A 17,949-nucleotide genomic window follows, 5' to 3' on the forward strand; every position below is an offset into this window, starting at 1 on the left:
GAAAATACCTCCTTTACCTATTATTTCTTTTTGTTTGCTACAGTCCGCTTAGGACCTTTGCGTGTACGTGCATTGTTTTTTGTGTTTTGTCCGCGTACGGGCAATCCACGACGATGACGGATTCCACGGAAGCATCCGATTTCCATCAAACGTTTGATGTTAAGTGAAGTTTCACGGCGAAGATCTCCTTCAACTTTCAATGCATCAAGTTGTTCACGGATTTTATCGAGTTCTGCATCAGTTAAATCACGAACGCGTGTCTCTTCTGATACTTCAGCTGCAGCAAGAACTTTCTGTGCTGTAGTTTTCCCAATTCCGTAGATGTAAGTCAATGAAATTACAACGCGCTTATCGCGCGGTACGTCTACACCAGCAATACGTGCCATATAGGTTGCGCACCTCCTTTATATTATCCTTGACGCTGTTTGTGCTTTGGATTTTCACAGATTACCATAACTCGGCCGCGTCTGCGAATAACTTTGCATTTTTCGCAGATCGGTTTTACAGATGGTCTTACTTTCATCTTACCCAACCTCCTTCATTAGTCCGGAGTGCAAAATTTTATTTGAAACGGTATGTGATTCGACCACGTGTTAAGTCATAAGGCGACAATTCAATTGTCACTTTATCACCAGGCAGAATACGGATGAAGTGCATACGGATTTTACCGGATACATGTGCAAGCACAGTGTGTCCGTTTTCCAGTTCCACTTTGAACATCGCATTCGGTAACGTATCTATTACAGTACCTTCAATTTCGATTACGTCATCTTTCGCCATCAGCTCAGTCTCCCTTCTATATCCAATAAAGGCCCTCACCTTCCGAGCGGCATCAGTCGCTTTACAAGCTCCTTCAACATATGTCAGGTATACGCGAGTGATGTTCGAAAAGACGCTAATCACAATTCATGCCCGTTAGCCGGTCCCAAATGTTGTCTGGAACTTTAAATCGGTTAACATAACCGACAGGATTACTTCGGATCTGTCAGTCCAAAGACTTCATATCCACGCACCAACACATTATACTCCCATAAGCAAGGAATTGCATGTGTAAAGTGCTAAGCTTTCCAGTGTCGACAGCTACCGATTGCCAACTGAGCACCAACTGCTTTTGCAGCTCAATCTAATCAAATGCTCCTTCCGTACAGCAGGACGCTGCCGGACGTGATGCCCTGACGTCTGCGTGCTTCGGAAAGGCTTAGTGAACCTGAGTAGTTAACACAGCATCCACGTCGTGAAATACGTCATTAATGTCTTGTTGACCATTAATATTTGTCAGCACGCCTTTTTCGTCGTAAAACGATAATAGCGGTGCGGATTGGTTCATATTTACTTCCAGACGGTTTGTAACGGTTTCCGGATTGTCATCAGCTCTTTGATAGAGTTCGCCTCCGTCTTTATCACACACGCCGTCAACCTTTGAAGGGTTGAATTCGAGGTGGTAAGACGTGCCACAAACTTTACAGATCCGGCGACCTGATAGCCGAGCAACAAGGAGTTCTTTGTCTACCTGGATGTTGAGTGCGTGTTCGATTTTACGAGACATGCCTACCAGTATGCCATCAAGCGCGGACGCTTGAGGAACAGTACGTGGGAAACCGTCCAGTAGAAAACCGTTGTCACAGTCAGGTTTGCGAAGACGCTCACTGACAATGCCAATCGTAACTTCATCAGGAACGAGTGCGCCCTGATCCATATACGATTTAGCTTTGACTCCAAGTTCCGTGCCTTCTTGAATTGCAGCACGGAACATATCGCCTGTAGAAATATGAGGGATTCCGTACTTTTCGACAATTTTGTCGGCCTGAGTTCCTTTTCCGGCACCAGGCAGACCCATTAATACGATGTTCATACGCCTTGCCCTCCATTACTATTTAAGAGAAAGAAATCTTTCCTTAAACTTATTTCATAAATCCTCTATAGTGGCGCTTAACCAATTGTGATTCAAGCTGTTTCATCGTTTCAAGGGCAACCCCTACAACGATTAGTAAGCTCGTACCACCAATTTGAGCGGACTGTGGAAGATTTGCAATTTCAATAATAATAATCGGAAGAACCGCGACAGTAGCAAGGAAAATCGAACCAATGAAAGTTAGTCGATAGAGCGTGCTTGTCAAGTAGTCCTGTGTGTTCTGACCAGGACGAATCCCAGGGATATAAGCCCCTTGTTTCTTCAAGTTATCCGCAACATTTTCAGGATTAACCTGAACAAATGCGTAGAAGTACGTGAAGGCAACGATCAGTCCGATATATAATGCCATACCAACTGGGTGCGAGTAGTTGAGCACTCGTGTAACAGCGGCAACAGCATTGTTGTCACTGAAGAACGTGCCAAGCAATTGCGGCGTTGTGAAAAACGCAACCGCAAAGATGACTGGGATAACCCCTGCAGCGTTCAATTTCAGTGGAAGGTGCGTTTGTTGTCCGGCAGATGTCTGCGCGCGACCCGTCACCCGTTTTGCATATTGGATAGGAATTTTACGTAATGCTTCCTGGAAGTAGATCACGCCAACTGTTATAGCAAGAACTGCTACGAGTAACAGAACCATCATCGCAATACGGATGAATAATGCATCCCCTGCGTCTTGGATCTGTGACACGTACAATTGGTTGACTGCATTCGGAATAGCAGCAACGATTCCGGCGAAGATAATGATTGAAATACCATTACCAACACCTTTCGCTGTAATCTGCTCGCCGAGCCAGAGAAGAAATGCCGTACCTGCTGTTAACACTAGAGCAATGACGATGTACGTCGAAATTCCGTTATCTTCAACAAGTCTTCCTTGGAACATTTGGTTAAATCCAAATGACATTGCAATCGCTTGGATAAACGCAAGAATCATGGTGAAGTAGCGAGTGAATTGCGCAAGTTTACGTCTTCCGACATCCCCTTGCTTTGCCCACTCTGCAAACTTCGGTACAACATCCATCTGCAATAATTGCACGATGATTGAAGCCGTAATATACGGCATAATCCCCATGGCGAAGATAGAGAACTTAGCAAGTGCTCCTCCACCAAAGATATTCAAAAATCCAATGAACTGGTTGTCTGATTGCTGGAGCGCAGTCGCATCCACGTTCGGTACCGTTATAAACGTTCCGAGTCGGAATACAATGAGCAATAGCAGTGTGAAAATTATTTTAGACCGTATCTCTTTTACTCGCATGAAGTTTGAGATTGTCTGAAACATTAAACCACCTCGACTTGCCCGCCCGCTTTCTCGATTGCTTCTTTAGCTGAAGCAGAGAATTTATGAGCTCTGACAGTAATCTTCTTCTCAAGAATCCCATTACCAAGAATCTTAATTCCAGACTTTTCATTGCTCACAATTCCAGTTTCAATCAACAATTCCGGTGTTACTTCTGTGCCTTCTTCGAAACGATTTAACGTTTCAAGATTAACGATGGCATATTCTTTACGATTAATGTTCGTAAATCCGCGCTTAGGTAGACGTTGGAATAGTGGAAGTTGTCCACCCTCAAATCCAAGACGAACACCGCCGCCTGAACGTGAATTTTGACCATTATGACCTCTACCAGATGTTTTACCTGATCCAGATCCCATACCACGACCAACACGTTTGCGTTCTTTACGAGCACCTTCTGCAGGTTTCATTTCATGTAATTTCATCTTTCGGCACCTCCTTATTCAAGAATAACTGATTATTGTTCGCTCACAGTAACCAAATGGCTGACTTTGTTGATCATGCCGCGAATAGCGACATTATCCTGGTGCTCAACCGTCTGGTGCATTTTGCGAAGTCCAAGAGCTTCAACTGTTTTACGTTGTGCTGGCTTAGCGCCAATCACGCTTTTTGTAAGGGTGATTTCAAGTTTATTTGCCATTGTGTTTCCCCCCTTAACCTAACAGTTCTTCGACGGATTTACCACGTAGCTGTGCTACATCTTCAGCACGCTTCAAATTCGTCAATCCCTGGATTGTAGCACGAACCATGTTAATTGGTGTGTTAGAACCTAGTGACTTAGAAAGGATATCCGTGATTCCTGCAAGTTCAAGTACCGCACGGACTGGTCCGCCGGCGATAACGCCTGTACCTGGTGCAGCCGGTTTGATGAGAATGTTACCTGCTCCGAAGTGTCCGATGATTTGGTGAGGCGTTGTGCCTTTAACCATTGGTACTACGATTAGGTTTTTCTTCGCATCTTCGATTGCTTTACGGATTGCATCTGGAACTTCTTGTGCTTTTCCAGTACCGAAACCAACGCGACCGTTTTTATCACCAACAACAACTAGAGCAGTAAAACGGAAACGACGTCCGCCTTTTACAACTTTAGCTACGCGGTTGATGGTAACTACGCGCTCTTCGAATTCACTTTTGTTTTGTTCATTACGACGCATGGAATATGTCCCTCCTTCTTAATTAAAATTCAAGTCCATTTTCGCGTGCAGCGTCAGCAAGTGCTTTAACGCGGCCGTGGTATAGATAGCCTCCGCGGTCGAATACGACAACTTTGACGTTCTTTTCTACACCTTTTTTCGCAATCAATTCGCCAACTTTGATAGCAGCGTCTGCATTAGATGAAGAATCCGCTGAGAATTCTTTATCCATTGTAGATGCGCTTGCAAGTGTTACACCGCTTGCATCATCAATTAGTTGAGCATAGATGTGTTTGTTTGAACGGTATACGTTCAAGCGAGGACGCTCAGCAGTACCGTTGATCTTTGTACGGACACGTGCATGCCGTTTTCTACGGACAGCGTTCTTATCTTGTTTTGTGATCACTCGAGGTCACTCCTTCCAGATGCCTATGCGGCATTATTTACCTGTTTTACCTTCTTTGCGTCGAACAACTTCGCCTTCGTACTTAATACCTTTACCTTTATACGGCTCTGGTGGACGTACTTTGCGAATGTTTGAAGCAAGAGCACCAACGCGTTCCTTGTTAGAACCGCGAACGATAATTTTCGTGTTTACAGGGACTTCAACTTCGATACCATCTTCCGGTGTAAATTCAACCGGTTGTGAGTAACCGACGTTCAAGATAAGTTTGTTCCCTTGCATTGACGCACGATAACCGACACCTACTAGTTCAAGCGCACGCTCGAAACCAGTTGATACTCCGGTAATCATGTTCGCTAGAAGCGAACGTGTTGTACCGTGCATCGAACGGTGTTGTTTAGATTCAGAAGGACGTGTCAATGTGATCACGTTACCCTCTTGTTCGATCTTTATGTCAGTAGTAAATGTATTTGTAAGTTCGCCTTTTGGTCCTTTAACAGTAACAAAGTTATTATCTTCGATAGTAACTGTTACGTTTTCAGGCACCTCTATTGGACGTTTACCAATTCGGGACATTAGTTTGCACCTCCATTCAATTGTTACAGCTTACCAAACGTAAGCGACGACTTCTCCGCCTACTTGTTTAGCTCGAGCTTCTTTATCAGTCAAAACACCGTTAGAAGTTGAAACAAGGGCGATACCTAGTCCGTTCAACACTCTTGGTACTTCTGTTGATTTAGCATATACACGAAGACCAGGCTTAGAAATACGCTTAAGTCCAGTGATTACGCGTTCTTCGTTTTTACCATATTTAAGGAAAATGCGGATGATGCCTTGTTTGCTATCTTCCACATATTCTACATCGCGGACGAAACCTTCACGTTTGAGGATTTCAGCGATTTCTTTTTTAAGGTTTGAAGCAGGTACTTCAAGCTTCTCGTGACGAACCATGTTGGCGTTACGGATGCGAGTAAGCATGTCTGCGATCGGATCACTCATTGTCATTACGTTAACCTCCTTCCCAGAATGGGGTTTACCAGCTTGCTTTTTTAACGCCAGGAATTTGTCCTTTGTATGCGAGTTCGCGGAAACAAATACGGCAAAGTTTAAATTTCCGGTATACGGAATGCGGACGGCCACAACGTTCACAACGTGTGTAGTCTTGCACTTTGAACTTTGGCGTACGTTTCTGTTTTGCGATCATTGATTTTTTAGCCACGTTTTACGCCTCCCTTATGTTTACTTTTGGAACGGCATGCCGCACTGCGCTAGCAACTCACGAGCTTCCTCGTCTGAGTTGGCAGTCGTAACGATGACGATATCCATTCCGCGTACTTTAGACACTTTGTCGAAGTCGATTTCCGGGAAAATTAGTTGCTCTTTCACACCAAGTGTGTAGTTTCCGCGTCCGTCGAATGATTTATTCGATACGCCACGGAAGTCACGTACACGTGGAAGAGATACAGCAATCAATTTGTCCAAGAACTCATACATACGTTCTCCGCGTAAAGTTACTTTTGTTCCGATAGGCATTCCCTCACGAAGACGGAATCCAGCGATAGATTTCTTCGCTTTAGTTACGACTGGCTTTTGACCTGAAATAATTGTCAGGTCTTCCACAGCAGCATCAAGTGATTTTGTGTTTTGCACCGCGTCGCCAACACCCATGTTGATAACGATCTTATCAACTTTTGGTACTTGCATTACAGATGTATAGTTGAACTTGCTCATTAGAGCAGGCGTGATTTCTTTTTGGTATTTATCCTTTAATCGGCTCATTCGGAAGAACCTCCCTTCTTAGAGAGTTATTTTTTGAGTTCTTTTTTGCTGATCTCGTCAATAACTTCGCCAGACTTTTTCGCAACACGGGACTTAACACGGAATGTTTTGTCGCCTTCGGTTTTTTCTTCGATCTTGAAACCGATTCGTGTGGGTTCGCCAGACTTAGGATCAACAAGCATTACGTTAGAAACATGAATTGCAGCTTCAAGGCTTACAATACCACCCTGCGGATTCGCTTGGTTTGGCTTTGTATGCTTTTTAACAATATTCACACCCTCAACGAGGATTCGTTCTTTGTTCGGGAAGACTGAAAGGATGACACCTGTCTTTCCTTTGTCTTTTCCAGAGATAACTTTTACTTTATCGCCTTTTTTAATGTGCATTCTGTTGCACCTCCTTGATTGGCACTGCTCTTAATTAAAGTACTTCTGGAGCAAGAGAAATGATTTTCATGAAGTTGCTGTCGCGCAATTCGCGTGCAACTGGTCCGAAAATACGTGTTCCACGAGGGCTCTTGTCGTCTTTGATGATGACACAAGCATTCTCGTCGAATGAAATATAAGATCCGTCTTTACGACGCATACCGCTCTTAGTACGAACGATAACCGCTTTAACGACTTCACCCTTCTTAACAACGCCACCTGGTGTTGCTTTCTTAACTGTTACAACGACTACATCGCCGATGTTTGCAACTTTACGGCCTGAACCGCCAAGAACTTTAATTGTAAGCACTTCACGTGCGCCAGAGTTATCTGCGACTTTCATGCGGGATTCCTGTTGAATCAATTTGGTTACCTCCCCTCGGATACTGAGTACCGAACGTTATTAGATGATGACCGCTTTTTCGATTACTTCAAGAAGGCGGAAACGCTTTGTAGCTGACAACGGACGAGTTTCCATGATACGGACTACATCGCCGAGTTTAGCTTCGTTCATTTCATCATGTGCTTTATATTTTTTAGAGTACTTCACACGCTTGCCATACAAAGAATGCTTTTTGTGTGTTTCGACCATTACTGTTACCGTTTTGTCCATTTTGTCGGATACAACACGGCCTGTGTATACTTTGCGCTGGTTACGCTCAGTCATGGGTGCAACCTCCTTCACATCAGTTATTTGCACTGATTTCTCTTTGACGTATTACTGTTTTCATGCGCGCAATCGATTTGCGTACTTCACGGATGCGTGCAGTGTTTTCTAATTGTCCTGTCGCTAACTGGAAGCGAAGGTTGAAAAGCTCTTCTTTCAGTGATTTCACTTTTTGCTCGATCTCTGCAGTTGTCAAGTCACGGATTTCATTAGCTTTCATTAGATTCACCACCAATTTCTTCACGTTTTACAAACTTACACTTAACAGGAAGTTTGTGCGCTGCAAGGCGGAGTGCTTCACGTGCGATCTCTTCAGAGACGCCTGCGATTTCAAACATAACTCGGCCAGGTTTTACTACTGCTACCCATCCCTCAACTGCACCTTTACCAGAACCCATTCGAACTTCGAGAGGCTTCTTAGTATAAGATTTGTGTGGGAAAATATTGATCCAAACTTTACCGCCACGTTTCATGTAACGTGTCATTGCAATACGTGCTGATTCGATTTGACGATTCGTGATCCATGCAGCCTCAAGAGACTGAAGGCCGAACTCACCGAATTGAACCGTTGCGCCGCCTTTTGTCTGTCCGCGCATTTTGCCGCGGAATACACGACGATGTTTTACTCGCTTTGGTACTAACATGATTAGTTGCCTCCTTCCCCAGAGTTCTTCTTCACTGGAAGGACTTCTCCACGATAGATCCATACCTTAACGCCAAGTTTACCGTATGTTGTATCAGCTTCAGCATGTGCATAATCGATATCTGCACGAAGTGTATGAAGTGGGACAGTTCCTTCGCTGTAGTGTTCAGCACGCGCGATGTCAGCTCCACCAAGACGTCCGGATACTTGAGTTTTGATACCCTTAGCTCCTGAACGGATTGTACGTTGGATAGCTTGTTTTTGCGCACGGCGGAATGATACGCGACTTTCTAGTTGACGAGCGATTGATTCTGCAACCAATTTCGCGTCAAGATCAGCACGCTTAATTTCAACGATGTTGATGTGTACACGCTTGCCAGAGATTTCGTTAAGGTTTTTACGAAGCGCTTCGACTTCAGTACCACCCTTACCGATAACCATACCCGGCTTAGCAGTGTGGATTGTAATGTTAACTTTTTTAGCAGCACGTTCGATTTCTACTTTAGAAACTGAAGCGTCTACTAAACGTGTTTCAATATATTTGCGGATTTTCAGGTCTTCGTGCAAGAGAGTCGCATAGTCTTTTTCTGCATACCATTTCGAATCCCAGTCACGAATTATACCGACCCGCAGACCGTTAGGATGTATTTTTTGACCCACGAATTATCCCTCCTTCTTTTCAGATACCACTACAGTGATGTGGCTTGTGCGTTTGTTGATTGCGCTCGCACGGCCTTGTGCACGCGGACGGAAACGTTTCATAGTTGGACCTTCATCAACGAATACTTCGCTAACGATTAGGTTTTCTATGTTCATTTCGTAGTTGTGCTCAGCATTAGCGATAGCTGAATTTAGTACTTTTTCTACGACTGGTGATGCCGCTTTAGGCGTCAAACGTAGAATCGCTACAGCTTCACCGATTTTCTTGCCCCGGATAAGATCAACGACTAATCGGACTTTACGAGGAGCAATACGGACTGTTTGCGCAGATGCTTTAGCTTGTTGCATCAGAAATTCCTCCTCTCAATTAGCGTTTTGTCTTCTTATCATCGGCACCGTGGCCTCTGTAAGTACGGGTAGGTGCGAATTCACCTAGTTTGTGGCCAACCATGTCTTCAGTTACGTAGACAGGTACGTGTTTACGACCATCGTATACTGCAATCGTCAATCCGATGAAGGATGGGAAGATTGTAGAGCGACGTGACCAAGTCTTGATGACTTGTTTCTTTTGTGCATCTTTTTGAGCATCGACCTTTTTAAGCAAATGATCATCTGCGAAAGGTCCTTTTTTCAAGCTGCGGCCCATTTCGTTACCTCCCTTTGCGTTTGTACTACGGCCCAATCATTGAACCGCAGTGCAATCACATTATTTTTTGCGACGACGAACGATAAGTTTGTCGGATTTGTTTTTCTTAGAACGAGTCTTGTAACCAAGAGTCGGCTTGCCCCAAGGTGTAACTGGGCTTGGACGACCGATTGGAGTACGTCCTTCACCACCACCGTGTGGGTGATCGTTCGGGTTCATGACAGATCCACGTACAGTTGGGCGTTTACCCATCCAGCGTGAACGTCCTGCTTTACCGATGTTGATGAGTTCGTGTTGCTCGTTACCAACTTGACCGATTGTAGCGCGGCATACTGATAAGATCATGCGAACTTCACCAGATTGCAAACGGATGATGACATATTTGCCTTCACGACCGAGCAATTGTGCAGATGTACCAGCTGAACGAACTAATTGTCCGCCTTTACCAGGTTTCATCTCGATGTTGTGGATTGTAGAACCCATAGGGATGTTTTCAAGTGGAAGTGCGTTCCCTACGCGGATGTCCGCTTCAGGTCCTGAGATAACAGTCATTCCAACTGTCAATCCTTTTGGAGCTAGGATGTAGCGTTTTTCTCCATCAGCATAGTTAATCAATGCGATGTTTGCAGAACGGTTTGGATCGTATTCGATCGTAGCAACGCGTCCTGGTATGCCATCTTTCCGACGTTGGAAGTCGATGACACGGTATTGGCGCTTGTGGCCTCCACCTTGGTGACGAACTGTAATCCTACCTTGGTTGTTACGGCCGCCCTTACGCTTGACTGGCTGAAGCAATGATTTTTCCGGCTTGCTTGCAGTGATTTCTGCGAAATCTGAAGTCGTCATGTTACGGCGTCCGTTGGAGGTAGGTTTGTATTTCTTAATCGCCATTTGTGTTCCCTCCTTCGTTTATTGTGATTAGATTTCGAATAACTCGATATCTTTAGAATCAGCAGTTAGTGTAACAATCGCTTTACGGCGTTTGTTAGTATAACCAGCATGTTTACCCATGCGCTTGAATTTACCTTTATAGTTCTGGACGTTCACTTTTTCCACTTTCACTCCGAAGATTTCTTCGACAGCTTGTTTGATATGCGTTTTGTTAGCGCGAGTATCAACTTCGAAAGTGTACTTGTTGAATTCCATTGCTTCTGAAGATCGCTCGGTAATGACCGGACGCTTCAATACATCACGTGATTCCATTAACCAAGCACCTCCTCAATTTTCTTGACAGCATCTTTAGTTACGATTAGTTGATCGTGACCAACTAGATCTAGAACGTTGATACCGTTAGCAGTGACGACACTGATACCAGGGATGTTACGAGCAGACAATGCTACTGTTTCATCAAGGTCAGCAGTTACGAACAAAGCTTTTTTGCTGATTGACAAGTCTTTCAGCACTTTCGTGAATTCTTTTGTCTTTGGTGCATCGAAAGCCAAAGCTTCTAATACTACCATTTCTTCGTCACGTACTTTTGAAGACAAAGCAGAACGAAGAGCTAGACGACGGACTTTCTTCGGCATCTTGTAGCTATAGCTACGTGGTGTTGGTCCGAATACGATACCGCCTCCACGCCATTGTGGGGATCTGATAGAGCCCTGACGTGCACGACCTGTTCCTTTTTGGCGCCATGGTTTACGACCACCGCCAGCAACTTCAGACCGGTTTTTTACTTTGTGGTTCCCTTGACGCAACGATGCGCGTTGTTGAACCAATGCTTCGAAAAGGACTGCTTCATTTGGCTCAATTCCGAATACAAGTTCATTCAATTCGATTTCGCCTGCTGCAGATCCTGTTTGATTCACTACGGATACTTTTGGCATTAGTATTTCCTCCTTCCTACGTTAATTAGTTCCCTTTGATTGCGCTTTTCACTATTACTAGTGATTTGCGTGCACCTGGAACGTTACCTTTTACTAGTAACAAGTTGCGCTCTGTGTCAACTCGTACAACTTCAAGGTTTTGAATTGTAACTGTTTTGCCACCCATACGGCCTGGCATTTTCTTACCTTTAAATACGCGTTGAGCATCAACCGATCCAATAGAACCTGTTGAACGGTGGTGTCGAGATCCGTGGCTCATTGGTCCACGTGAGAAACCGTGGCGCTTAATTACACCTTGGAAACCTTTACCTTTTGAAACTCCTGTTATATCGATGATTTCGCCTTCTGCGAATGTATCGACTTTGACTTCCTGACCAACTTCGTACCCAGCTACGTCAACTCCGCGGAATTCGCGAATGAAGCGCTTAGGTGTCGTTTCTGCTTTTGCAACATGTCCCATTTCTGGTTTGTTGGAAAGCTTTTCACGTTTGTCATCGAATCCGAGCTGGATCGCTTCGTAGCCGTCTGTTTCAATTGTCTTCTTTTGAAGAACAACGTTAGGAGCAGCTGCAATTACAGTTACGGGGATCAAATCGCCGTTTTCAGCAAAGATTTGCGTCATACCGACTTTTCTTCCTAAGATTCCTTTGGTCATTTGTCACACCTCCTGATTAATTTGTTTTTAGTTTTATAGTTTGCCATTAAAGTTTGATTTCAATGTCTACGCCAGATGGTAAGTCAAGCTTCATCAATGCGTCAACAGTTTGTGGTGTCGGATTGACGATATCGATCAGACGTTTGTGAGTACGCATTTCAAATTGCTCACGTGAGTCCTTGTATTTGTGGACCGCACGAAGAATTGTGTACACCGAACGTTCTGTCGGCAATGGAATCGGACCTGATACACTAGCTCCGGAACGCTTTGCAGTTTCAACAATCTTTTCAGCTGATTGATCGAGTACACGGTGATCATAAGCCTTTAAACGGATACGAATCTTTTGTTTTGCCATTATTTTCCCTCCTTCTCGCCTATTTTCTAGACATTCTCCACGAAAATTTTCCCACACACATGCCATGGCAAAGCGGCCGGGTGTGTCGGTAACCTCCCGCTTCATCGCAGTCAAAGACCAACACTAAACATTATACACATAAAAAAAGAATGTCGCAATAGGTTTAGCGATATTCTTTAACAACTTTTATAGTATAGAACGAAATGACGCGAGATGCAACTAATTTGTTGTGTTTTTTTGAGTTTATGAATATTCTTTTTTGCTGTTTGTTTTAGTTTGGAATGTTTTTAGTGTTTCTTTTTTTGTAGGTATGGATTTGAAAAGTGAGATTGAGGTTTGTTGTTTGTTTATTTGCGTAGTTAATGGGTGAGGTTGAGTGATGTACAGAACTTCGTTTTGATTGGTTTGCATGGGGTTATGAGTGGATTATACGATTTATTAGCACTTTCCCAGGCTTATGAGCACTTCACACGCTTTATGAGCACTTTCTCAGCCTCATGAGCGCTTTGCACGCTTTATGATCACTCCTTCAGGCTCATGAGCGGTTAATTGATTTATGAGCACTTTCATGGACTCAAGAGCGGTTAACATGCTTTATGAGCACAACAACTACCATCCACTGCTTCTATTACTGTATAGGCTCATGCGGTACTCTCTACTTGCTAAACGCGAATATCCCCACTTTAAAAGCTGCTATTTTACTCAAAATAAAAAAACCTGCCGCAAGGGCAGGTTTTAAAGGTTTTACTTAACGATTGTAGCTACAACGCCAGCTCCAACTGTACGTCCACCTTCACGGATTGAGAATTTAGTACCTTCTTCAATCGCGATTGGAGCGATCAGTTCGATTGTCATTTCAACGTTGTCGCCAGGCATAACCATTTCTACGCCTTCTGGAAGAGAGATGATTCCAGTTACGTCAGTTGTACGGAAGTAGAACTGTGGGCGGTAGTTTGAGAAGAATGGAGTGTGACGTCCACCCTCTTCTTTAGACAATACATAAACTTCAGATTTGAAGTTTGTGTGTGGCGTGATAGTACCTGGCTTAGCAAGTACTTGTCCACGCTCGATGTCTTCACGAGCTACACCACGAAGCAATGCTCCGATGTTGTCGCCAGCTTCAGCATAGTCAAGAAGTTTACGGAACATTTCTACACCTGTAACAGTTGTAGATTTAGGCTCTTCAGTCAAACCGATAATGTCAACAGTATCGCCGACTTTAACTACTCCACGCTCAACGCGGCCAGTTGCAACTGTACCACGTCCTGTGATTGAGAATACATCCTCAACAGGCATCATGAATGGTTTTTCTGTGTCGCGCTCTGGAGTTGGGATATAGCTATCAACAGCATCCATAAGTTCAACGATTTTTTCTTCCCATGCTTCTTCGCCTTCTAGCGCTTTAAGTGCTGAACCTTTGATAACAGGAATGTCATCGCCAGGGAAATCGTATTCAGTAAGAAGATCACGAATTTCCATTTCAACAAGTTCAAGAAGCTCTTCGTCGTCTACCATATCACATTTGTTCATGAAGACTACCAAGTAAGGTACGCCTACTTGACGTGAAAGAAGGATGTGCTCACGTGTTTGTGGCATTGGACCGTCAGCTGCAGATACAACTAGGATTCCGCCGTCCATTTGAGCAGCGCCTGTGATCATGTTTTTAACATAGTCGGCGTGTCCTGGGCAGTCTACGTGTGCGTAGTGACGAGATTCAGTTTCATATTCAACGTGTGAAGTATTGATTGTGATACCACGCTCTTTTTCTTCTGGTGCGTTATCAACATCAGCGTATGAACGTGCTTCACCGCCACCGCGCTTTGAAAGTACTGTTGCGATTGCAGCAGTTAAAGTTGTTTTACCATGGTCAACGTGGCCGATTGTACCGACGTTAGCATGTGTTTTGGACCGATCAAATTTTTCTTTAGCCATTTTGGAGTTCCTCCTCTAAATTGAGTATGATTTTAGTTTTATAGATATGGAGCGAAGGCCGCGCGACCTCCGATACCATAGCTTACAAAGTAGTTATACTTTAAATAAGGCAGAATTACAATTATACGCCTTTATTCTTTTTGATAATTTCTTCAGCAACTGATTTAGGTACTTCTTCGTAGTGGTCGAAAGTCATTGAGAATACGCCACGTCCTTGTGTGTTCGAACGGAGAGATGTCGCATAACCAAACATTTCTGCCAAAGGAACCATTGAACGAACTGTTTGCGCATTACCACGAGCTTCCATTCCTTCTACACGTCCACGACGTGAAGTGATGTCACCCATAATATCTCCCATGTATTCATCCGGGATGATGACTTCAACTTTCATCATTGGCTCAAGAAGTACTGGATCACACTTCGCTACTGCATTTTTCAATGCCATAGATGCCGCAATTTTGAAGGCCATTTCGTTGGAGTCAACATCATGGTAAGAACCGTCAAACAGACGAGCCTTAATGTCAATCAATGGATATCCAGCGAGTACACCGTTATTTAGTGAATCACGAATTCCTGCTTCGATTGCTGGGATGTATTCACGTGGAACAACACCACCGACAACCGCGTTTTTGAATTCAAATCCTGCACCCTCTTCGTTTGGTTCGAACTCGATCCAAACGTGACCAAATTGTCCACGTCCACCAGACTGACGTACGAATTTACCTTCGACTTCAGCGCTCTTGCGGAACGTTTCACGATATGATACTTGTGGTGCCCCAACGTTTGCTTCCACTTTGAATTCACGACGCATACGGTCTACGATGATGTCCAAGTGGAGCTCACCCATACCTGCGATAATGACTTCACCAGTTTCCTGGTCAGTGTGTGCACGGAACGTTGGATCTTCTTCTTGAAGTTTACCAAGAGCTTGTCCCATTTTGTCTTGATCGGCCTTTGTTTTCGGCTCAATCGCAACAGAGATAACTGGCTCAGGGAATACCATAGATTCAAGAATGATCGGTGCTTTGTCGTCACAAAGCGTATCGCCAGTTCCTGTATCTTTAAGTCCTACAGCCGCAGCAATCTCGCCTGAGTGAACTTCTGATATTTCTTCACGGTGGTTAGCGTGCATTTGTAGAATACGACCTACGCGTTCACGCTTGTCTTTAGTTGAGTTCTTGATGTAAGAACCCGACTGCAAGACTCCTGAATATACACGGAAGAATGTAAGTTTACCGACATAAGGGTCAGTCATTACTTTAAACGCAAGTGCTGAGAATGGTGATTCGTCACTCGGGTTACGCACTTCGTCTTCTTCAGTTTCAGGGTTGAAGCCAATCATTGGTGGTACATCAGTTGGAGCTGGCAAGTATTCGATGACAGCATCGAGTACAAGTTGAACTCCTTTATTTTTGAAAGCAGTACCACAAACAACTGGGTAGAATTCTACAGCCAAAGTTGCTTTACGGATTGCATTTTTAAGTTCTTCGACTGTAAGTTCTTCTCCGCCAAGGTATTTTTCCATGAGTACTTCATCGAAATCTACAACAGCTTCAACCAAACGTTCGCGAGCTTTTTCTGCATCCGCACGGTATTCTTCAGGAATTTCACGAACTTCAACGTTCATACCAGTATCATCTGGATAGAAGTTAGCTTTCATTTCGACTAGGTCGATGATCGCTTCGAATTCGTCTTCCGCACCAATTGGTAATTGGATTGGATGAGCATTCGCTTGAAGACGGTCGTGGAGTGTTCCTACCGAGTAAAGGAAGTCTGCTCCAGTTTTGTCCATTTTGTTGACAAATACGATACGCGGAACGCCGTATGTTGTCGCTTGACGCCAAACTGTTTCAGTCTGTGGCTCAACGCCTGACTGTGCATCAAGTACCGTTACTGCACCATCAAGTACTCGTAGTGAACGTTCAACTTCTACAGTGAAGTCTACGTGTCCAGGAGTATCGATGATGTTTACGCGGTGGCCTTTCCAACTTGCAGTTGTCGCAGCTGAAGTGATCGTGATTCCACGCTCTTGCTCCTGCTCCATCCAGTCCATCTGAGACGCACCTTCGTGCGTTTCTCCGATTTTGTGAATACGACCTGTGTAATAAAGGATCCGCTCAGTCGTTGTTGTTTTACCAGCATCGATGTGAGCCATGATACCAATGTTACGAGTATTCTCTAAGGAGAACTCTCTACCCATGTTGTATTGCTCCTTCCATATAGGAATAACGAATTAATGAACGAGTGGATTTTACCAGCGGTAGTGAGCGAATGCTTTGTTCGCTTCTGCCATCTTGTGCATTTCTTCACGACGCTTAACAGACGCGCCTGTGTTGTTTGATGCATCAAGAATTTCGTTCGCAAGACGTTCTTCCATTGTCTTTTCACCACGAGTACGTGAATAGTTCACAAGGTAACGAAGACCAAGAGTTGTACGTCGCTCAGGACGAACTTCTACTGGTACTTGATAGTTAGCTCCACCTACGCGGCGAGCGCGAACTTCAAGAACTGGCATTACATTGTTAAGTGCTGCTTCAAATACTTCAATCGGATCATTCCCTGAGCGTTCTTTAACAAGTTCAAACGCACCGTATAAAATTTTCTGAGAAGTACCTTTTTTACCGTCTACCATCATTTTGTTGATGAGGCGGCTGACAAGCTTCGAATTATAAATTGGATCTGGCAAAACGTCACGTTTTGCAACTGGACCTTTACGAGGCATGGGGTGTTCCTCCTTTCAAAATAGTTATTAGTTTATTATTTTTTCTCTTTTGGCTTTTTCGCACCGTAGTGTGAACGACTTTGCATACGGCCAGTTACACCAGCAGTATCAAGTGCTCCACGAACGATGTGGTAACGAACACCTGGTAAGTCTTTCACTTTTCCTCCACGGATTAGAACAACACTGTGCTCTTGAAGGTTGTGACCTTCACCAGGGATATAAGCGTTAACTTCCAATGTGTTTGTCAAACGAACACGAGCATACTTACGAAGAGCCGAGTTTGGTTTCTTCGGAGTCATTGTACCCACACGTGTGCAGACACCTCGTTTTTGTGGCGAGTTGACATTTGTCATTGATTTTTTGAAACTGTTGTACGTTTTTCCAAGTGCCGGAGCTTTTGAACCGCTAGTTTTCGACTGGCGAGCTTTACGGACTAATTGGTTAATTGTAGGCATCGGTTTTTCCTCCTTCCAACTTCTTTTTTAAGACCACACATCCAGGTGGTTCATTTTTTGGGTAAAAACAAAGGCTTTGCACATTTTTTGCGCAAAAACCATTAATCAGTGATGACGACCACTGATGCAGCTACTTGAATACCACATGCTTTTCCAAGTTCATTCCGAGAATCAACATATGTCAACGGAATTCCTTTACGAGCTGCTTCTTCAATTACAGGAGTGGTTACCCGCTCTTCTGCATCTTGTGCAATGAAGACTTCATGCGCCTTATTCAGACGAATCGTTTTCACCGCTTGCTTTGTACCGATGATCAGCTTCTTTGCCTGAGTGACTTTATCATAAGACATGATGACATCCTCCAAAGAACAGACATTCAACTATCAACCTTTTGTATAGTACCATCTGTGAGAGTTCGTGTCAACAGTAAAACTGAAAA

Annotated in this window: 31 protein-coding genes; all 31 read right to left on the reverse strand. The window is 44.1% G+C overall.

Annotated features, from left to right (window positions below):
* Window positions 1-20: 20 nt before the first annotated feature.
* Window positions 21-386, reverse strand: coding sequence for a 30S ribosomal protein S13 (gene rpsM, locus ACRPI0_RS14190; RefSeq protein ID WP_432353389.1), 366 nt, complete (start codon window positions 384-386; stop codon window positions 21-23).
* Window positions 387-409: 23 nt separating this feature from the next.
* Window positions 410-523, reverse strand: a complete 114-nt coding sequence (rpmJ, locus tag ACRPI0_RS14195; protein ID WP_076758849.1) for a 50S ribosomal protein L36 — start codon at window positions 521-523, stop codon at window positions 410-412.
* 38 nt (window positions 524-561) lie between these two features.
* Complete coding sequence (gene infA / locus ACRPI0_RS14200) at window positions 562-780, reverse strand: translation initiation factor IF-1 (protein ID WP_025783842.1); 219 nt, start codon at window positions 778-780, stop codon at window positions 562-564.
* A 418-nt stretch (window positions 781-1,198) separates the two neighbouring features.
* The gene (locus tag ACRPI0_RS14205) at window positions 1,199-1,852 is read right to left on the reverse strand and encodes an adenylate kinase (RefSeq protein WP_432353390.1); all 654 of its coding nucleotides are present in this window, start codon (window positions 1,850-1,852) and stop codon (window positions 1,199-1,201) included.
* A gap of 49 nt (window positions 1,853-1,901) precedes the next feature.
* Window positions 1,902-3,194, reverse strand: coding sequence for a preprotein translocase subunit SecY (secY, locus tag ACRPI0_RS14210; RefSeq protein WP_432353391.1), 1,293 nt, complete (start codon window positions 3,192-3,194; stop codon window positions 1,902-1,904).
* The gene (gene rplO / locus ACRPI0_RS14215) at window positions 3,194-3,634 is read right to left on the reverse strand and encodes a 50S ribosomal protein L15 (RefSeq protein WP_432353392.1); all 441 of its coding nucleotides are present in this window, start codon (window positions 3,632-3,634) and stop codon (window positions 3,194-3,196) included. The genes secY and rplO overlap by 1 nt, the downstream gene beginning before the upstream one ends.
* Before the next feature lie 32 nt (window positions 3,635-3,666).
* Complete coding sequence (rpmD, locus tag ACRPI0_RS14220; protein ID WP_432353393.1) at window positions 3,667-3,849, reverse strand: 50S ribosomal protein L30; 183 nt, start codon at window positions 3,847-3,849, stop codon at window positions 3,667-3,669.
* A 13-nt stretch (window positions 3,850-3,862) separates the two neighbouring features.
* On the reverse strand, window positions 3,863-4,363 hold the full coding sequence (rpsE, locus tag ACRPI0_RS14225) for a 30S ribosomal protein S5 (RefSeq protein ID WP_432353394.1): 501 nt from the start codon (window positions 4,361-4,363) through the stop codon (window positions 3,863-3,865).
* Window positions 4,364-4,385: 22 nt separating this feature from the next.
* A complete protein-coding gene (gene rplR / locus ACRPI0_RS14230) occupies window positions 4,386-4,748 on the reverse strand; it encodes a 50S ribosomal protein L18 (RefSeq protein ID WP_432353395.1) in 363 nt (120 codons plus the stop codon).
* A 33-nt stretch (window positions 4,749-4,781) separates the two neighbouring features.
* Window positions 4,782-5,321 (reverse strand): 50S ribosomal protein L6, encoded by a 540-nt coding sequence (gene rplF / locus ACRPI0_RS14235; protein ID WP_432353397.1) that lies wholly within the window; start codon window positions 5,319-5,321, stop codon window positions 4,782-4,784.
* Between the two features lie 30 nt (window positions 5,322-5,351).
* Window positions 5,352-5,750, reverse strand: coding sequence for a 30S ribosomal protein S8 (rpsH, locus tag ACRPI0_RS14240; RefSeq protein WP_025783850.1), 399 nt, complete (start codon window positions 5,748-5,750; stop codon window positions 5,352-5,354).
* A gap of 28 nt (window positions 5,751-5,778) precedes the next feature.
* Entirely contained in the window at window positions 5,779-5,964 is a 186-nt protein-coding gene (gene rpsN, locus ACRPI0_RS14245) for a 30S ribosomal protein S14 (RefSeq protein ID WP_020062302.1), read from the reverse strand.
* 20 nt (window positions 5,965-5,984) lie between these two features.
* Window positions 5,985-6,524 carry a 50S ribosomal protein L5 gene (rplE, locus tag ACRPI0_RS14250; protein ID WP_432353398.1) on the reverse strand — a complete coding sequence of 180 codons (540 nt, stop codon included), beginning with the start codon at window positions 6,522-6,524 and terminating at the stop codon, window positions 5,985-5,987.
* Between the two features lie 26 nt (window positions 6,525-6,550).
* Window positions 6,551-6,910 (reverse strand): 50S ribosomal protein L24, encoded by a 360-nt coding sequence (rplX, locus tag ACRPI0_RS14255; RefSeq protein ID WP_432353399.1) that lies wholly within the window; start codon window positions 6,908-6,910, stop codon window positions 6,551-6,553.
* 34 nt (window positions 6,911-6,944) lie between these two features.
* Window positions 6,945-7,313, reverse strand: coding sequence for a 50S ribosomal protein L14 (rplN, locus tag ACRPI0_RS14260; RefSeq protein WP_039043309.1), 369 nt, complete (start codon window positions 7,311-7,313; stop codon window positions 6,945-6,947).
* A gap of 39 nt (window positions 7,314-7,352) precedes the next feature.
* Window positions 7,353-7,616: a 30S ribosomal protein S17 gene (rpsQ, locus tag ACRPI0_RS14265; protein ID WP_432353400.1), complete on the reverse strand. Its 264-nt coding sequence runs from the start codon at window positions 7,614-7,616 to the stop codon at window positions 7,353-7,355.
* Between the two features lie 19 nt (window positions 7,617-7,635).
* Complete coding sequence (gene rpmC, locus ACRPI0_RS14270) at window positions 7,636-7,836, reverse strand: 50S ribosomal protein L29 (RefSeq protein ID WP_025783856.1); 201 nt, start codon at window positions 7,834-7,836, stop codon at window positions 7,636-7,638.
* Window positions 7,826-8,260: a 50S ribosomal protein L16 gene (gene rplP / locus ACRPI0_RS14275; RefSeq protein WP_432353401.1), complete on the reverse strand. Its 435-nt coding sequence runs from the start codon at window positions 8,258-8,260 to the stop codon at window positions 7,826-7,828. Before rplP ends, rpmC begins: the two co-directional genes overlap by 11 nt.
* A 2-nt stretch (window positions 8,261-8,262) precedes the next feature.
* The gene (gene rpsC / locus ACRPI0_RS14280) at window positions 8,263-8,919 is read right to left on the reverse strand and encodes a 30S ribosomal protein S3 (protein ID WP_025783858.1); all 657 of its coding nucleotides are present in this window, start codon (window positions 8,917-8,919) and stop codon (window positions 8,263-8,265) included.
* 3 nt (window positions 8,920-8,922) lie between these two features.
* Window positions 8,923-9,267, reverse strand: coding sequence for a 50S ribosomal protein L22 (rplV, locus tag ACRPI0_RS14285; protein ID WP_025783859.1), 345 nt, complete (start codon window positions 9,265-9,267; stop codon window positions 8,923-8,925).
* Between the two features lie 19 nt (window positions 9,268-9,286).
* Window positions 9,287-9,565: a 30S ribosomal protein S19 gene (gene rpsS / locus ACRPI0_RS14290; RefSeq protein WP_432353402.1), complete on the reverse strand. Its 279-nt coding sequence runs from the start codon at window positions 9,563-9,565 to the stop codon at window positions 9,287-9,289.
* Window positions 9,566-9,625: 60 nt separating this feature from the next.
* Window positions 9,626-10,456: a 50S ribosomal protein L2 gene (rplB, locus tag ACRPI0_RS14295; protein ID WP_432353403.1), complete on the reverse strand. Its 831-nt coding sequence runs from the start codon at window positions 10,454-10,456 to the stop codon at window positions 9,626-9,628.
* Between the two features lie 27 nt (window positions 10,457-10,483).
* Complete coding sequence (rplW, locus tag ACRPI0_RS14300; protein ID WP_432353405.1) at window positions 10,484-10,768, reverse strand: 50S ribosomal protein L23; 285 nt, start codon at window positions 10,766-10,768, stop codon at window positions 10,484-10,486.
* A complete protein-coding gene (gene rplD, locus ACRPI0_RS14305; RefSeq protein ID WP_432353406.1) occupies window positions 10,768-11,391 on the reverse strand; it encodes a 50S ribosomal protein L4 in 624 nt (207 codons plus the stop codon). Before rplD ends, rplW begins: the two co-directional genes overlap by 1 nt.
* A gap of 25 nt (window positions 11,392-11,416) precedes the next feature.
* The gene (gene rplC, locus ACRPI0_RS14310; RefSeq protein ID WP_432353407.1) at window positions 11,417-12,046 is read right to left on the reverse strand and encodes a 50S ribosomal protein L3; all 630 of its coding nucleotides are present in this window, start codon (window positions 12,044-12,046) and stop codon (window positions 11,417-11,419) included.
* A gap of 46 nt (window positions 12,047-12,092) precedes the next feature.
* Window positions 12,093-12,401: a 30S ribosomal protein S10 gene (gene rpsJ, locus ACRPI0_RS14315; RefSeq protein WP_025783865.1), complete on the reverse strand. Its 309-nt coding sequence runs from the start codon at window positions 12,399-12,401 to the stop codon at window positions 12,093-12,095.
* A 744-nt stretch (window positions 12,402-13,145) separates the two neighbouring features.
* Window positions 13,146-14,333, reverse strand: coding sequence for an elongation factor Tu (gene tuf, locus ACRPI0_RS14320; RefSeq protein ID WP_432353408.1), 1,188 nt, complete (start codon window positions 14,331-14,333; stop codon window positions 13,146-13,148).
* A 121-nt stretch (window positions 14,334-14,454) separates the two neighbouring features.
* Complete coding sequence (fusA, locus tag ACRPI0_RS14325) at window positions 14,455-16,533, reverse strand: elongation factor G (protein WP_432353409.1); 2,079 nt, start codon at window positions 16,531-16,533, stop codon at window positions 14,455-14,457.
* Between the two features lie 51 nt (window positions 16,534-16,584).
* Window positions 16,585-17,055, reverse strand: a complete 471-nt coding sequence (rpsG, locus tag ACRPI0_RS14330; RefSeq protein WP_025782820.1) for a 30S ribosomal protein S7 — start codon at window positions 17,053-17,055, stop codon at window positions 16,585-16,587.
* Between the two features lie 35 nt (window positions 17,056-17,090).
* Window positions 17,091-17,510, reverse strand: coding sequence for a 30S ribosomal protein S12 (rpsL, locus tag ACRPI0_RS14335; RefSeq protein WP_432353410.1), 420 nt, complete (start codon window positions 17,508-17,510; stop codon window positions 17,091-17,093).
* Window positions 17,511-17,611: 101 nt separating this feature from the next.
* Window positions 17,612-17,860, reverse strand: a complete 249-nt coding sequence (locus ACRPI0_RS14340; RefSeq protein WP_432353411.1) for a ribosomal L7Ae/L30e/S12e/Gadd45 family protein — start codon at window positions 17,858-17,860, stop codon at window positions 17,612-17,614.
* Window positions 17,861-17,949 lie beyond the last annotated feature (89 nt).

This window comes from Sporosarcina sp. A2 (assembly GCF_050858885.1).
GTDB lineage: Bacteria > Bacillota > Bacilli > Bacillales_A > Planococcaceae > Sporosarcina.

What these genes read in the sequence shown, in the direction of transcription:
- rpsL (WP_432353410.1), bottom strand. Translation starts at nt 17,510, where the DNA reads ATGCCTACAATTAACCAATTAGTCCGTAAAGCTCGCCAGTCGAAAACT.
- rpmJ (WP_076758849.1), bottom strand. Translation starts at nt 523, where the DNA reads ATGAAAGTAAGACCATCTGTAAAACCGATCTGCGAAAAATGCAAAGTT.
- rplC (WP_432353407.1), bottom strand. Translation starts at nt 12,046, where the DNA reads ATGACCAAAGGAATCTTAGGAAGAAAAGTCGGTATGACGCAAATCTTT.
- rplD (WP_432353406.1), bottom strand. Translation starts at nt 11,391, where the DNA reads ATGCCAAAAGTATCCGTAGTGAATCAAACAGGATCTGCAGCAGGCGAA.
- rplF (WP_432353397.1), bottom strand. Translation starts at nt 5,321, where the DNA reads ATGTCCCGAATTGGTAAACGTCCAATAGAGGTGCCTGAAAACGTAACA.
- rpmD (WP_432353393.1), bottom strand. Translation starts at nt 3,849, where the DNA reads ATGGCAAATAAACTTGAAATCACCCTTACAAAAAGCGTGATTGGCGCT.
- rplE (WP_432353398.1), bottom strand. Translation starts at nt 6,524, where the DNA reads ATGAGCCGATTAAAGGATAAATACCAAAAAGAAATCACGCCTGCTCTA.
- rplX (WP_432353399.1), bottom strand. Translation starts at nt 6,910, where the DNA reads ATGCACATTAAAAAAGGCGATAAAGTAAAAGTTATCTCTGGAAAAGAC.
- rplB (WP_432353403.1), bottom strand. Translation starts at nt 10,456, where the DNA reads ATGGCGATTAAGAAATACAAACCTACCTCCAACGGACGCCGTAACATG.
- secY (WP_432353391.1), bottom strand. Translation starts at nt 3,194, where the DNA reads ATGTTTCAGACAATCTCAAACTTCATGCGAGTAAAAGAGATACGGTCT.
- rplO (WP_432353392.1), bottom strand. Translation starts at nt 3,634, where the DNA reads ATGAAATTACATGAAATGAAACCTGCAGAAGGTGCTCGTAAAGAACGC.
- ACRPI0_RS14205 (WP_432353390.1), bottom strand. Translation starts at nt 1,852, where the DNA reads ATGAACATCGTATTAATGGGTCTGCCTGGTGCCGGAAAAGGAACTCAG.
- rpsS (WP_432353402.1), bottom strand. Translation starts at nt 9,565, where the DNA reads ATGGGCCGCAGCTTGAAAAAAGGACCTTTCGCAGATGATCATTTGCTT.
- ACRPI0_RS14340 (WP_432353411.1), bottom strand. Translation starts at nt 17,860, where the DNA reads ATGTCTTATGATAAAGTCACTCAGGCAAAGAAGCTGATCATCGGTACA.
- rpsG (WP_025782820.1), bottom strand. Translation starts at nt 17,055, where the DNA reads ATGCCTCGTAAAGGTCCAGTTGCAAAACGTGACGTTTTGCCAGATCCA.
- rpsQ (WP_432353400.1), bottom strand. Translation starts at nt 7,616, where the DNA reads ATGACTGAGCGTAACCAGCGCAAAGTATACACAGGCCGTGTTGTATCC.
- rplP (WP_432353401.1), bottom strand. Translation starts at nt 8,260, where the DNA reads ATGTTAGTACCAAAGCGAGTAAAACATCGTCGTGTATTCCGCGGCAAA.
- rpsE (WP_432353394.1), bottom strand. Translation starts at nt 4,363, where the DNA reads ATGCGTCGTAATGAACAAAACAAAAGTGAATTCGAAGAGCGCGTAGTT.
- rplV (WP_025783859.1), bottom strand. Translation starts at nt 9,267, where the DNA reads ATGCAACAAGCTAAAGCATCTGCGCAAACAGTCCGTATTGCTCCTCGT.
- rpsH (WP_025783850.1), bottom strand. Translation starts at nt 5,750, where the DNA reads ATGACAATGAGTGATCCGATCGCAGACATGCTTACTCGCATCCGTAAC.
- fusA (WP_432353409.1), bottom strand. Translation starts at nt 16,533, where the DNA reads ATGGGTAGAGAGTTCTCCTTAGAGAATACTCGTAACATTGGTATCATG.
- infA (WP_025783842.1), bottom strand. Translation starts at nt 780, where the DNA reads ATGGCGAAAGATGACGTAATCGAAATTGAAGGTACTGTAATAGATACG.
- rpmC (WP_025783856.1), bottom strand. Translation starts at nt 7,836, where the DNA reads ATGAAAGCTAATGAAATCCGTGACTTGACAACTGCAGAGATCGAGCAA.
- rpsJ (WP_025783865.1), bottom strand. Translation starts at nt 12,401, where the DNA reads ATGGCAAAACAAAAGATTCGTATCCGTTTAAAGGCTTATGATCACCGT.
- rpsM (WP_432353389.1), bottom strand. Translation starts at nt 386, where the DNA reads ATGGCACGTATTGCTGGTGTAGACGTACCGCGCGATAAGCGCGTTGTA.
- rplW (WP_432353405.1), bottom strand. Translation starts at nt 10,768, where the DNA reads ATGGAATCACGTGATGTATTGAAGCGTCCGGTCATTACCGAGCGATCT.
- tuf (WP_432353408.1), bottom strand. Translation starts at nt 14,333, where the DNA reads ATGGCTAAAGAAAAATTTGATCGGTCCAAAACACATGCTAACGTCGGT.